The following is a 13,642-nucleotide window of genomic DNA, read 5'->3' as shown; positions in this document are numbered from 1 at the left end:
TCACATCCCCCTGTGACGGCTATACTAACGCCTTTTTCCAGAGCCTGTTCTATAGATGCCAGCAATCAGCGTAATCATCCCCTCCTATAACCATGCACGCTACATTGCGCAGGCGATCGACAGCGTGCTCCAGCAATCATTCAGTGACTGGGAATTGATAATCATTGATGATTGCTCCAATGATGACTCATGGAGTGTGATCAACAGGTATACGGACAAACGAATTCATAGTAGCCGGCACAAACAAAACCAGGGCGCCCACAACACTATCAACGAGGGGCTGACACTGGCAAAGGGAGACTTCCTGACAATACTCAATTCGGATGACATCTACAGTCGAGACAGATTGCTGCAACTCCACACCAAAGCAACGCAGGAAGGTATCGCCTTCCTGGCAACCGGCGTGCAACCGATCACTGCCGATGGTACGCCCATGACAGACCCGGACAGCCACTGGACTCAGTGGTACACAGGATTGCTCGACAACTATCGGAAAAACAACCAGCTGCTCACCGGTCTGTGCAAGGGTAATCTGTTGATCACCACATCGAACTTCTTTTTCAGTCGCGATATATACGATAAGCATGGCGGTTTCGCCGATTTTCGCTACGTGCACGACTATGAATTTGTCCTGAGGTTGATCTTTGCAGGCTACAAGACTGCCCTGCTGGCCGACAGCGCACTGGTGCAATACCGAATACACGCTACCAATACCATCCAGGAGAATCCTGTCACGGCCAATATTGAAACCGCTCAGCTATTGAGTGACTTAATCCCTGAAATACTTGCCCACTCCAGCCAGCACAGCAACAATAATCTGCTGCTCATCACAGAGCAGATAGGCTGGTTGGGCGACAATCTGCAAGCCGCCGTCAATCAAAGAGAGGCGTCCCATAAGCAAGATATCAATCTGCTGACGCAACAAATCAGGCAAACTGAAAAGAATTATCAACAACAGATATCCGCCATCTATAACAGCACATCGTACCGACTGGGAAACAGGATAGTAAGCCCCATTCAGCGCCTCCGAAGCCGGGTGACACGGTTCCTGAACAGAAACGCCCATCGCATACACGATATAGCAGAGACCAAGGCGGTCATACTTAAAAATCGTCAGCGGCTCAAATGTGTCTCTTTCGATATCTTCGACACGCTGCTGGCCCGGGTTATCGAACCCCCTGAGGCGGTACAGATGGCGGTATGCCGTGAACTTGCGGCGATATTGGGCGGAGACCATAACACGGAAAGCGTATGGCAGGCCCGGCAGAATGCGGAACAGCATTTACGTGCGGCAGCGCGTGAAAACAGCGGGGACGGAGAGTGCCATTTCGACGACCTGGTCAACGACTGGGTAAATGAGCTGGATTCCGACGCTCCCAATGACCGGCTTATTACCCTGATTCATAAAATCGAGGTAGAGCTGGAGTGTCTTGCGCTCTACGTCAAACCGGACATGGTTGAATTGCTGAGCTGGATCAGACAGCACGGTCTCAAGGTCATCGCCACATCGGACATGTACCTTGGTGAACGGCATATCCGGGAAATCCTGAGCGAAAAAGGATTACTGGGCCAGTTGGACGAACTCCACGTCTCTTCAGAATCAGGCCTATGCAAACACTCCGGCAAACTGTTTCAACATATTCTGGAGCAACATCAATGGCAGCCGGAGGATCTGCTGCATATCGGAGACAATCCAATCTCCGACAGTCAGGCGCTGCTGGCGCAGGGCGGGATTGGCCTGCACCTGCATGAAAAGCATGAATTGACGCGGCGCAAGCATCAAATTCTCCATCACGAGATGTGCCACTACGGCGGCCCCTGGCCCGGCATGTGGTTCTCGCAGGTATACGATGCACTACTGTCGCAACAACAGGGTAAGCAGGTTGAACCCGGCTTTTTCTACCATTATGGGCGCCATCGGCTCGGCCCCCTATTCAATATCTTCATGGCCGGCTTGACAGAGGCTGTCAGACGGGACCGGGTAGACAAACTCTATTTCATTGCCAGAGACGGATTTATCTTCCAACAGCTCTATCCCTTGTGGAAAGGTGATGATTGCCCGCAGGTTGATTATCTCTATGCGTCCAGAAAAACCATTATGGCAGCATCGATCAGCCAGGGCATGACCCTCGATCAGGCGCGCATGGCGCTGTTCAATCCAAAACAGCAGGGCCTTCTGTCGATACTGAAAACCTTTGGCCTGCAAAGGACGGAGTTCGAATCACTGGCCCATCGCCACGGTTTCGAGGAGATGGATCAGCCTCTCACAGACCATCGGGACAAACGTCTGAAGGATTTTCTCGATGACCCTGAAGTACAGCGCAAGATCAGAGCATACGGCAGCCTTTGCCGGGAGCGCCTTGAACGCTACCTGGAACAGCTGGGATTCTTCTCCCACGACACTGTCGCCTTTGTGGATATCGGATGGAACGGGACGATCCAGAAATATCTCAAGAGTGCGTTTGGCCATCGGGACGACTTCCCTAAGATGTCCGGTTACTATTTCGCTTTTGTCGGCAAGATACATAAGGAATTCGGTGAGGATAACAGAGTCCATGGCCTGCTGTATGAGGCCGATAGTGACCCGGAGGCATTTAAGACAGCCACCGAGTTCGAAGAGCTCTTTGAACAGGGTGCACGATCTCTGGAAGCCACCACCACAGGCTATGCGGATGATGACGGGGCGATATCACCGATACTGAAACCAAATGACACCGCCGATCGAGTGGCGGAGATACAATGCAATGAATCAATCAAACAAATACATGCCGGCGTACAGTCGAGCACGGAAGCATTTGTCAAGGCTTACCGCCTGACGGGTGTGGACTTCGATCGACTGCGTCCTTATGGCTTCGCGCTCCTGGAACGGGCCATCATCTATCCCACAAGGGATGAAATTGAGCATATTACAGGGCTTGCCCATAGTGAAGACTTCGGCCATGAGAACATCTTGAACCTAAAATCACCACCCATCAGGCTTGGCGGCCTGCTGTTCCATCCGCGCGCCGTGTGGCACAACCTACTCAATGCGCCCTGGAAAGCAGCCATGTTCGCCGACCTTCCCACCCATCTATGGAACTTCATGTTCAGAGTCTTGAAAGTGGTGAGGCACTCGTGAAAACGGCAAAACGCGTCAAAAACCGCACTGAATCGAGCAACAGCTACCTCGCTCCATCAAGAGTGTTTGTCTATGCCTTGCCCTTTCTGCCATTGCTCAAAAGGGGAGTGCCATTCTGGCCTGGTTTGGCGCCACTGCTACGCTACTACCGTAAATGGATCGCCCTGCATATAAAAAACCACTTGCTCTGACCTGGCATCAAACTGCGGAAGACGAACCGTGAATGCTTCTCTGTTTCACATGGTGACCTGTGGGATTTCCTACCAAGTAGGTACGTTGAATAAACAATATGTAGGGTGTGGCTTGCCGCACCGTGTACTTTCAAATATCCTCTTATTGGTGCGGCAAGCCGCACCCTACATGTTGATATATCCTTTGCGGCCGAACAATAGCAATTCAGATTACACGACTGCGATATATTGACGATCAACGATGTTCCAACAGGTAATGGTAGAGCTCCACATAGGCCTGCATGATGGTATCCCGGGCAAACTCTCTAACCGCACGCAGGCGACCGGCATCCGCCATTTCCTGCCTGAGTGCGTCGTCACTCAATGCCCGTTCAATCGCCTGTGACAATGCCAGTGCATTTTCACACTCGAACATCAGCCCATCCTCTTCATGCCGCACCACCTCGCTTGCGCCCATGGAGGCCGATGTCACCAAGGGCTTGGCGTAACCCCAGGCCTCGATAATGACATTGCCGAAGGGCTCGGCGTATGTGGAGGGAAATACGATCAAGTCCGCAAGGCGATAATAGGCATCCGGATTGAGCTGCCAGCCGGCCCAGACGATTCGTTCATCGATACCGGACGCCCTGGCCTGATCGTGCAATGCCTGTTTCAGCGGACCGTCACCCAAAATCACCTGCCATACGGGACGTCCGGCCACGACAGCCGGCAAACCGGCAAGCGCCTCGAGGAGGAACCGATGCCCCTTGAAGGGTACAAACCTTCCCGGGGTCATCAACACCCAGGCATCTTCGGGGATGCCGAGATCCCTCTTTAAGCTTTCCGGCGGCAGCCCCGGCACGGGCAGTTCGGCAAAATTATAGAGGTGGAAGATACGGTTTTTCGGCAGTCCCGCCTGTAACAGGTAGTCGCAAATACCTTTGGTGTTGCCGATCCATGCATGGGCATGTCGATAGCCGTCCAGCTTATAGTATCCGCCGAGCCGGGCTACGTGTACCGTATTGCCCGCAGGTGGGAGATGGGTCAGTCGTGTCGCTCTGCCCATATAGGTTTGTACAATATCCGGTTGCAACTGCCTGACCAGTCGTCTCACCTCGAATCGCGACAGCGGATCCCATACCGTACGCATGGGAAGCGCATGTCGGGTCAGGTCTGACCAGTGGTCCCCATCGAGTTCATGGCCACGGCGTACACCGATTTCAGTCGGATGTCCCATCTCTGCCAGAGCCAGCGAAAAACGTTGAAACCAGCGTTCCGCGCCACCAAAGGATTTACTGCCGATCAGCTGGAGCGAATGTATCCCTGACATTATTAGTGCTAACAGGCCCTAGCCCGTCACCTCGGGGAGATTCAACAGATCCCGATAGACAGCCAGATTCCCCAACACCATCTGTTCCACGGAAAACCCACGCCGCATCTTCTCTCTGCCGGACTCACCCATCCGCCGGCGCAGCTCCTCGTTATCCAGCAACTGATAGATTGCGTCAGCCAAGGCCTCATCACTGCCTGGCGGCACCAACAGACCGTTCACCCCATCCTCAACCGCCTCCGGCATGCCGCCTGCTTCAACAGCCACGATGGGCAGGCCGGCACTTGCCGCCTGCAGCAAGGCAACACCCAATCCCTCCATCAAGGCCGGATGCACCAACAGGTCGAGACAAGGCAGGAGCTGTGGCAGATCATCGCGAAAACCGGCCAAGGTCACATGCTGTTGAAGCTGCAATACCTCGATCTGTTGTTCAAGCACCTCACGCAATGGCCCCTTGCCGAACACCAACAGATGCAGATGAGGAAATGACTGTATCAGCCTCGGCAGTGCAAGCAACAGATAACGATGCCCCTTGCGGGGAATCAATTGTGCAGCCACACCCATGACCAAGGCATCCTCGGCCAGACCAAACTGTGCTCTGAACCCGGCCCTGTCACACTGCTGCTGATAGAGATCCACGTCAACGGCACTACGTACGCAGACCAGCTTATCCGCCGGCACGCCCTCCTGGCTCAAGACATCGGCAATACCCTGAGATATGGCGATTACATGATCATAGAGGCGATATTTCGCCATCACCAACAACGGATGCTCGGGGTTGTCGACTCGTCGTGACAATACTGATTTAATCCCACACAGGCGTGTCGCAATTCCGCCCAGGATATCGGCCCCACGTCGACTGTGAATATGCACCAGATCGGGGGTAGCGCCTTGGATGGCGCGTTTGAGGCGAAATATCAGTCCCAAATCGAGATCCCCGCCCATGGGTATCTCCTCCACCCTAACGCCAATCTCGCGTACCGCCTCCGCCACCGCACTACCACACGGGCAGACCAAGTGTGATTCGACACCATGGTGCTGCAGGCCGGACAACAGATAAACGACCTGTCTGGCACCACCATAGAGATGCATCCCCGCCTCGATGTGCAGAACCCTCACCTCACCCTCCCATCGAGACCGGCCAGGCGGGACGCGTGACGCATCACCTCCGTGACCTTGATATCCCGCATACAGTCGAATGATCCGTTACAGGTGGGTTTGCGTTTACAGGGTGAGCATTGCCGTGGATGATAGATCACTGCAGCATTCTCGTGCGTCGTATCGAGGTAGGGCCGGGTCGATCCAAACAGGCAGAGAGTGGGGCGATTCATCGCGATTCCCATATGGGTCAAACCGGTATCGACACCGATGATCAGCTTGGCCCTTTTGATCAGGGCGGCCGCCTGGCGCAGGGTTGTTTCACCCGTCAGATTGATCAGAGCCTGGTTTCGCCCTCCAATCGCCAATGAAGATGACCTGTCACCCGGCCCACCCAGCATGACTACGGGCAACTGCCATCGCTGCCCGATTGCAATTAGCAACTCATTCCAGGAACTGTTGAACCAGTGTTTTTGCGGCCGGGTGGTGAAAGGACAGATCGCGATGAAACCCCGCTCGAGTCCATGTGCCGTCAACAAGGCATCCGCCTGGGAGTTATCCTCATCACTCAGACCGATGTGCATCTCGAACTCATCCACGGGCAGTTCGAGCTGCTGAGCGAAGTGATGATATTCGGATGCGATGCGAGCCGGCTCCCCCCCTTTCGCGATGACCTGATCCATCAGCCATTGACTCCCCTCCCTGGAACCCAGACCGATACGGTGCTCGGCACCTGACAACCAGGTCAGAAAGCCGCTTTTCATCAAACTTTGCACATCCAGTGCCACATCGAAACGATGCGCCTTCAATCCTTGTCTGAAATGACGGATCGCTCGCCACAGATCCAGCCAACGTCGCTTTTTCCATTGACTCTCCCACGCCTGCCTCGGCCAGACGAGAACCTGGTCCAACTCCGGATGGCACTCCAGGAGGTCTTTCGATTCCGCCTGCACCAGCCAACTGATGCGCGCCTCTGGATAACGGCGCCGTATGGCATGTATCAAAGGCGTCGCAAACACGATATCACCGATGGCGCTCAGGCGAACGATCAGGATCGAAGGATTCTCAAGATCAGACAATTTCACGGTATTTTGGGTGGCGGATGACCAATTTCTGCGTATAGTCCCGTCAGGGCCTGTTTAGATGCATCCAATCGGCCCTGGATTCCGCCTATAGTACAAGCTGGCCGGCGAATATGTTAGCGTTAGCCGTTAGCTTAAAGTTTCAACGCATGCAGAAAGTCGACAATCCCGAGCTGATCTATCTGGGCCGCAGCCGGTTGCACCGCAACCGCGCCAATCTGATCCAGACCTTACATACGGTCGCCGCCCTGGCGGATATCGGGGTAAAGACCCGGCTCTACCTGCCTCCCTGGCACAAGACGGTTACACCGCAGCAGCGATGCGAGGAGATGGGGATCTCGAACACACCCGATATTCGAGGTGTTCAGCTACTGCACCGTCGTTGGCCGACATCTCTTTTCCCACGTTTCTATAAACGTCAGCTGCGCAAGGCTCGAGCGGTCTTTGTTCGCTCACCCGAACTTAGCCTGGGATTGGGCGCACAAGGTATTTCCCACCACTTCGAGGTGCACACGCTGCAACCGATGCATCAAAAGGGCATGTTAGACACGATCATCGATTACCATCGCCGGAGACTGATTGGTTGCCTGATTCCGATCAGCCAAAGCGCAGCGGCGGCCCTGGTGGCGGCGGGTGCCGACGAAACACGCATCCATGTCAGCCCATCCGGCGTCGACCTGCGACGCTTCGAGGAACTCCCCGACCTTGAACCGGAACGACTCGCCAGACCCAGGATCATCTATCTCGGCAGGATCAGCAGGGATCGCGGCCTGCAGATCCTGACCCACCTGGCAGCGAGCGGCAGTGGCGAAGTGCGCCTGGTGGGTGATTGTGAGGATCGACTGACGGAATTACCCAATCTTCATCACCAACCAGCCGTTCCCCACCGGGAAGTGGCATCACTCTATGCAGAGAGCGAGCTGGTTGTGCTGCCCTACCAACAGTCATTGAGCACTGCCGACGCGATGAGCCCGATGAAACTGTTCGAGGCCATGGCCGCGGGTAGGGTGATCGTCGCCAGCGACATCCCTCCCATCAGAGAGATCCTGGAACATGGCCGGAATGCTCTGTTGGCGCCCCCGGAAGACCCGGCAGCCTGGGAAGCAGCGATAAAAACACTTATGCACAATCACCGCTTGGCAGGTAAACTTGCGCAGCAGGCGCGGCAGGATGCCGCTGCCTACAGCTGGACCAACAGAGCGGCAGGCATTGCCCGCGCGATCGGTCTGAGAAATTGATATGTACAGGTCCTAGGTTATGTTGGAGATATTTCGGGCCAGCCTTATCCCGATACACGCACCCACAACACAGCATGAGCGGATCGGCAACTGGATCGGCCTGATCGGCCTCTATCTGTTCTCGTTCTTCGCCCTGTTGAGCATCGCGGGCGCCAATCTGGGTCTGGGTATGATGATTATCGGCTTGATGCTGTCGAGGCAGGCATGGAGAGACCTGCTGTCCCAGTCCATCACCTGGCTCTGCCTCCTGACCATCATCTATATCCTGGTACGCGCCTACTGGTCCACCGGGGAGATAGTCGCCGAACAGAAGACCCAGCTGAACCAGGCCAGGGATTGGATTCAGCTGTTTCTGTTTTTTATTCCGGCCTGGTGGCTGAGCCAATCGACCTATCGCATCCCGATCAGCATTTCCCTGATGTTCAGCGGATTCGCCCTTGGCATGATCACAGCCCTGGATGGCGAAACCCTGACACAGACCTTACAAGGCGTGCGCACAGGGCTCCACTTCGGCAAACCCATCATCCTGGGTTTTGACTGCGCTGCAGCGATACTCGGTTTAATGGCGCTGGGTATGTACTGGATCGACGCTAAACACGGCACTACCCGACAACGGGTCGCGTTGCGCTTGGGCCTGACCCTGCTGGCCGTACTGTTTTTCACCCAGGGTCTTATCATCAGCCAGTCCAGGGGGGTCTGGCTGGCGATGCTGTTTGCCCTGCCAATACTCTTTTTGACCCTGCGCTTTGCCGAACCGCCCCGTCAACACAGTCCAATCCGGCTGCGCTACCCTATTATCGGTCTGGTAGTGGTTGCCGCCGTTATCCTCAGCGTGAACTGGAACACCATCAGCCAGCGCATCGCCAGTGAAAGCAACGAGTGGAGCGCCATCGTCAACGAGGGGCTCGAAAACGCTCCCCTGGGTTCTTCCTCCTATCGCCTCCATCTGTGGCAGTTCGGCTTGCGGAAGTGGCTGGAAAGACCCTTATTCGGATGGGGTCCAGGCACAACCCACGCCCTGGTTGAGGCGGAAAACGATATCGCCCTGCAAGATCCCCCGGGTTCCAGTTTCGATCATCTTCACAACGCCTATCTGGAAGTGGTCTTTCAGCTAGGTATGCTGGGTATCGTACTGGTAGCCCTGATCAGCGGTGTGATGATCTCTAAACTGATGGAGAGTTACCGGCGAAAAAGAGTCTCGATCTATTTTCTCGCATTCCTGATGAGTAATTTCATGCTCATCGCCATCTACAGCCTGACCGACTTCAGACACCTGCACTGGAACTGGCGATTTTACTGGCTGATCATAGCCGGTGCCACGCTCGCCTTCGGACTGGCTACCTACCATCCGACCAAACGGCGGGGAGAACATGAGCAGGCAGGCTGAGGTGCATCCGGAGCTGTCGATTCTTGCATCATTTTCCGGCGAGGGCGGCGTGGAACGCATGGTGCTGAATCTTGTGAACGCCTTGGCCGAGCGTGGCTTGCGTATCGACCTGCTGCTGATCAAGACCCGAAGCAGGCATCTGGATGAGATTCATCCCACGGTCAACCGCATCGATCTGGGTACTCGTCACACCGCCACCAGCCTCATACCCCTCACCCGCTACCTGAGACGGAGACGGCCTCCCTGCCTGCTCGCGGCGAAGGACAGGGCAGGACGCATGGCGGTCATCGCCCGCGCCCTGGCGGGCGCCTCAAATACCCGATTGGTACTGCGCCTGGGTACCAACCTGACTGCCGCATTTGCCCATAAGTCACGCTGGCGGTTGTTTTTACGTCAGCAGCCGATCCGCCTGCTCTACCCCCACATCGACCGCATCATCGCGGTATCCGAGGGTGTCAGGCAAGATACCCTGGCGATTTCCGGTGTCGATCAGGAAAAGGTTGTGGTGATCCGCAACCCGGTCATCACGCCCCGCATGATAGAGGCGGCGTCAGCTCCGGCACCATACCCCTGGGAGAACGAGTCCGAAGATCCCCTGATTCTCGCTGTCGGGCGCCTCACGCTGCAGAAGGATTTCGCCACCCTGCTGCGTGCCTTTGCGGATCTTCGCAAACACCGGCCCTGCAGGCTCATCATCCTGGGTGACGGTCGCCAGCGGGAAAACCTGCTCACCCTAAGTAATGAGCTAGGCATCAGTGAAGCGCTGGCGCTACCCGGCTTCACCTCCAATCCCTATCGCTATATGAAACAGGCCAACCTGTTTGTGCTCTCTTCCCGATGGGAAGGCTCTCCGAATGTATTGACCGAGGCCATGGCGCTGGGCACCCCAGTGGTATCCACCGACTGCCCCAGCGGCCCGAGTGAACTGCTCGATCGGGGGCGCATTGCACCACTGGTCCCGGTCGGCGATTGGAAGGCGCTCTCCCAGGCCATGCAGAAGGTGCTCGATAACCCGCCTGTGTCAAGCCTTCTGCGCGAGTCCGTAGAGGAATACAATGCACACCAGAGCGCCAGCCGTTATCTGGAAATTATGGGCCTTGCCAAGGCCTGTTAACAGTCGATTAAGAGTCATACCGATGCTGTTGTCAGTCAAATACAACTTTCTTTTTGTGCACATTGCCAAAACCGGTGGTACCAGTGTACGTGCGGCCCTGCAAACCCTGCGCTGGCGCGATCCCTGGTATTACCCCATGTTCGTCTGTTCACGCCTCAGCCACCTCAGCGGTCATCGGCTTGGCAGCAAGTTCCCGAGGCACTCACGCATCGTCGCCGCCAAGGAGATGCTACCTGAACCATTCTTCAATCAGCTTTTCAAGTTTGCGATTGTGCGCAATCCCTGGGACCTGCAGGTCAGCTCCTACCACCATATTCGCCGCGAACGCCCCCATCTGATTGCCCATATCGACGACTTCGGGCAATTCATGCACTGGAAACTCGACCCCGAAAGACCCTATCAATACCATGTCGATACTTCGATTCAGTCGCAGCTCGACTATTTGATCGATCTCGAAGGTAAAGTCCTGGTCGATTTCATCGGCCACTACGAAAACCTGAGCGATGACTTCAATACGATCACCCAGCGAATCGGTGTACCTAACCTGAAGCTGCCTCACAAACGCAAGGCGACGGACAGAAAAAAAGACTACCGAAGTTACTACAGCGACGAACTGGCCGCCCTGGTGGGTGACCACTTCCGCAAGGATATCGAGGGATTGGGATACAGTTTCGATCCATGAACAGAAATCGATTCAATCTGGAGCCTGCTAACATTAATGCAGCTTGATTGCCGGGTCGATACTCCGCCGTAGCATGCGGGCAAGGGTAGTCAGCCCTGTACGCCACCACCCGAACAGGGTCAGCTGATGCATTTTGTAGAGGGAGAGGTAGACCCAACGGGCAATCCAACCGCTGACCCGAACGCTGCCGGTGACCGCTCCCATCAGGCTGCCAACAGTGCTGTAGCGCCCAAGGGTAACCAGGGAACCGTAATCACGGTAGATATAGCGCTTGTTGAACGAATTGCCCTTGATCCGCCTCTCCAGCGCCTTGGCAACGAAGGATGCCTGTTGGTGGGCCGCCTGGGCACGGGGCGGCACCAGATCACCCTGTTGATTCATGACACAGGCGGCACAGTCGCCGATGGCATATAGGCGATCGTCATCTTCCAGAGTCAGATCCCCATTGACCTTCAATTGATTGATGCGATTGGCTGAAAGACCGAGTTTGCCAAGGAAGTCCGGTCCCTTGATGCCTGCTGCCCAAACCTTGATAGCGGCTGGAATCACCTGTCCGGATGCGGTGTGAACCCCCTCTGCTGTCACCTCGGTGACCGTTTCGGAGACATGCACCTGAATCCCGAGCCCTTCCAGCTCCAATTGGACCTGACCTGAAAGCTTCTCTGGCAGGGCGGGTAAAATACGTGGCCCCGCGTCGAGGATGTGCAGCCGCACATGCCGGTCCGGATCGATGATCTCGAAACCGTACTGGGATATCTGGCGAGTAACCTGATGCAGTTGCGCCGCCAATTCCACACCCGTGGCACCGGCGCCAACGATAGCCACGTCCAGTTGCCCTTCCTGCAAGGGTTCATGCTGGGTGTTGGCACGAATCAATGCCTCCAACAGCTGTTGCTGAAAGGCACTTGCCTGGGACTTGGTATCAAGCATCAGGCAGTGTTCTTGGACCCCGGGAACGCCGAAGTCATTACTCACACTGCCGACAGCGAAAATCAGATAATCATAGGCGAAGCTGCGACTCGGAATCAGCTCCTCGTTCTTATCGTTATAGAGTGGGGCAAGAATCACCTTGCGCCCAACCCTATCCAGGTCGCTCATGACGCCAAGACGAAAGCGATAGTGATTCCAGCGGGCATGGGCCAGGTATCCGAGGGCGTGCTGGGCCGGATCGAAGGTGCCTGCCGCCACTTGGTGCAGCAGTGGTTTCCAGACATGGCTCCGGGTTGCGTCGATCAGTGTGACTTCCGCCCTACCCGGTTTGCCTAGCTTCCTGCCGAGCCGGGTGGCTAGTTCCAGGCCGGCGGCTCCGCCGCCGACCACAATAATCTTCGGTCTCTCCGACATCGCTGGCTCCGATAATGATAAGTAACCTTGAACTAGGTATTCACACAGCTTATGGGCATAGACTTTAGCAGGTTGCCCTGCCCCTGTCTCAAGAGATAACAGCACGCTTAGATCAAACGTGACAATCTAAACTACAATCAGCATCACTATACATAACAGCGGTTTTTAACCGCCATTCAATATCATGACTCATCGTTTTTATATGGTTGATGTTTTCGCGGAGCGTCCTTGCTCAGGGAACCAACTCGCGGTCTTCGTCGGTACAGACCCGCTACCTGACGAAAAGATGCAGCAACTCGCTGCAGAGATGAATTTCTCCGAAACGACCTTTGTTACCTCTGATCCAGAGATTGATGGCGGATATCGGGCAAGGATCTTCACCCCGGCGAGGGAGATAGCCTTTACCGGGCACCCAATACTCGGAACAGCTTGGGTAATTCGCCATCATGTTGAGCCTGAGTTATCTACACAGGTACGCCTCAACCTGTCCGTGGGACAAGTCCCGGTCACGTTTGAGACAGATGCTGACGGAAGGGAGGTTGCCTGGTTTCGGGCACCGCCAATGTCGCTCGAGGCGATGACGCCACTTGAGCCGGTCGCGGCAGCGCTCGGTCTGTCTCCACAAGAGATCGATACGAGAGCGCCAATCCAAGTAGTCTCCGCGGGCACATCGGCGATGATTGTTCCTCTATCCACTCTTGATGCGCTTCGTCGGAGCCGGCTGAATCTCGAGGTGTTTGCCCCGCTGTTGGCACAAGGTTACCCACCGCTTGTCTACCTCTTCTGCAGCCAGACCCTTCATCCCCGGAATGACCTATCCGCAAGGTTCTATTTCGAAGCGCATGGGGTAAGAGAGGATCCGGCGACAGGGAATGGTGCCGCTTTTCTCGGTGCTTATCTATTGGCGCATAAGCGCTACCCTGAATCCGGTATTTCACTACGGATTGAACAAGGTCACGAAGTCCGTAGACCGTCATTGATCATGTTACGTGCACGCATGCTTAACGGTGCGCCAGAGGTGGCTGTGGGTGGCAATGTCATTCCAACACTGCGGGGTGAGTTGCTTTGATGGGCGATGT

General features: G+C 55.5%; 11 protein-coding genes. 7 read left to right on the top strand and 4 right to left on the bottom strand.

Annotated elements, in window-relative coordinates; genetic code table 11:
* Positions 1-55: 55 nt before the first annotated feature.
* Together CODIS_RS08395 and CODIS_RS20925 are read left to right on the top strand one after the other, a co-directional pair.
* Positions 56-3,118: a glycosyltransferase gene (locus CODIS_RS08395; RefSeq protein WP_083220634.1), complete on the top strand. Its 3,063-nt coding sequence runs from the start codon at positions 56-58 to the stop codon at positions 3,116-3,118.
* Entirely contained in the window at positions 3,115-3,309 is a 195-nt protein-coding gene (locus CODIS_RS20925; RefSeq protein ID WP_154723058.1) for a hypothetical protein, read from the top strand. Before CODIS_RS08395 ends, CODIS_RS20925 begins: the two co-directional genes overlap by 4 nt.
* 235 nt (positions 3,310-3,544) lie before the next feature.
* Here the strand turns inward: CODIS_RS20925 and CODIS_RS08390 are convergent, their stop codons facing one another.
* Genes CODIS_RS08390 through CODIS_RS08380 form a run of 3 tightly spaced genes read right to left on the bottom strand, consistent with a single transcriptional unit; the run spans position 3,545 to position 6,801 of the window.
* Positions 3,545-4,618 (bottom strand): glycosyltransferase, encoded by a 1,074-nt coding sequence (locus CODIS_RS08390; protein ID WP_069123859.1) that lies wholly within the window; start codon positions 4,616-4,618, stop codon positions 3,545-3,547.
* Between the two features lie 18 nt (positions 4,619-4,636).
* Complete coding sequence (locus CODIS_RS08385; protein ID WP_069123857.1) at positions 4,637-5,737, bottom strand: glycosyltransferase; 1,101 nt, start codon at positions 5,735-5,737, stop codon at positions 4,637-4,639.
* Positions 5,734-6,801, bottom strand: a complete 1,068-nt coding sequence (locus CODIS_RS08380; protein WP_235615162.1) for a glycosyltransferase family 9 protein — start codon at positions 6,799-6,801, stop codon at positions 5,734-5,736. The genes CODIS_RS08385 and CODIS_RS08380 overlap by 4 nt, the downstream gene beginning before the upstream one ends.
* Before the next feature lie 146 nt (positions 6,802-6,947).
* Here CODIS_RS08380 and CODIS_RS08375 point away from each other — a divergent pair, with 146 nt between their 5' ends.
* Genes CODIS_RS08375 through CODIS_RS08360 form a run of 4 tightly spaced genes read left to right on the top strand, consistent with a single transcriptional unit; the run spans position 6,948 to position 11,219 of the window.
* Complete coding sequence (locus CODIS_RS08375; RefSeq protein WP_069123854.1) at positions 6,948-8,036, top strand: glycosyltransferase family 4 protein; 1,089 nt, start codon at positions 6,948-6,950, stop codon at positions 8,034-8,036.
* A gap of 19 nt (positions 8,037-8,055) precedes the next feature.
* On the top strand, positions 8,056-9,423 hold the full coding sequence (locus tag CODIS_RS08370; RefSeq protein WP_069123851.1) for an O-antigen ligase family protein: 1,368 nt from the start codon (positions 8,056-8,058) through the stop codon (positions 9,421-9,423).
* Positions 9,407-10,537 (top strand): glycosyltransferase, encoded by a 1,131-nt coding sequence (locus CODIS_RS08365; RefSeq protein WP_069123848.1) that lies wholly within the window; start codon positions 9,407-9,409, stop codon positions 10,535-10,537. Before CODIS_RS08370 ends, CODIS_RS08365 begins: the two co-directional genes overlap by 17 nt.
* 22 nt (positions 10,538-10,559) lie before the next feature.
* Positions 10,560-11,219: a sulfotransferase family 2 domain-containing protein gene (locus tag CODIS_RS08360; protein WP_069123845.1), complete on the top strand. Its 660-nt coding sequence runs from the start codon at positions 10,560-10,562 to the stop codon at positions 11,217-11,219.
* A 33-nt stretch (positions 11,220-11,252) separates the two neighbouring features.
* Here the strand turns inward: CODIS_RS08360 and CODIS_RS08355 are convergent, their stop codons facing one another.
* A complete protein-coding gene (locus tag CODIS_RS08355) occupies positions 11,253-12,563 on the bottom strand; it encodes an NAD(P)/FAD-dependent oxidoreductase (protein WP_069123843.1) in 1,311 nt (436 codons plus the stop codon).
* A 184-nt stretch (positions 12,564-12,747) separates the two neighbouring features.
* Between CODIS_RS08355 and CODIS_RS08350 the strand changes: the two genes are divergently transcribed.
* Positions 12,748-13,632 (top strand): PhzF family phenazine biosynthesis protein, encoded by an 885-nt coding sequence (locus tag CODIS_RS08350; RefSeq protein ID WP_069123840.1) that lies wholly within the window; start codon positions 12,748-12,750, stop codon positions 13,630-13,632.
* Positions 13,633-13,642 lie beyond the last annotated feature (10 nt).

Source organism: Candidatus Thiodiazotropha endolucinida (genome assembly GCF_001715975.1).
In the GTDB taxonomy this organism is placed as follows: Bacteria; Pseudomonadota; Gammaproteobacteria; order Chromatiales; family Chromatiaceae; genus Thiodiazotropha; species Thiodiazotropha endolucinida.
The sequence above is the reverse complement of the archived record's forward strand: the minus strand, read 5'-3'. Positions and strand labels throughout refer to the sequence as shown.

Bases quoted from the DNA above. Each gene is read 5' to 3' on its own strand.
- CODIS_RS08395 (WP_083220634.1), top strand. From the start codon at position 56: ATGCCAGCAATCAGCGTAATCATCCCCTCCTATAACCATGCACGCTAC.
- CODIS_RS08390 (WP_069123859.1), bottom strand. From the start codon at position 4,618: ATGTCAGGGATACATTCGCTCCAGCTGATCGGCAGTAAATCCTTTGGT.
- CODIS_RS08375 (WP_069123854.1), top strand. From the start codon at position 6,948: ATGCAGAAAGTCGACAATCCCGAGCTGATCTATCTGGGCCGCAGCCGG.
- CODIS_RS08370 (WP_069123851.1), top strand. From the start codon at position 8,056: ATGTTGGAGATATTTCGGGCCAGCCTTATCCCGATACACGCACCCACA.
- CODIS_RS08365 (WP_069123848.1), top strand. From the start codon at position 9,407: ATGAGCAGGCAGGCTGAGGTGCATCCGGAGCTGTCGATTCTTGCATCA.
- CODIS_RS08360 (WP_069123845.1), top strand. From the start codon at position 10,560: ATGCTGTTGTCAGTCAAATACAACTTTCTTTTTGTGCACATTGCCAAA.
- CODIS_RS08355 (WP_069123843.1), bottom strand. From the start codon at position 12,563: ATGTCGGAGAGACCGAAGATTATTGTGGTCGGCGGCGGAGCCGCCGGC.
- CODIS_RS08350 (WP_069123840.1), top strand. From the start codon at position 12,748: ATGACTCATCGTTTTTATATGGTTGATGTTTTCGCGGAGCGTCCTTGC.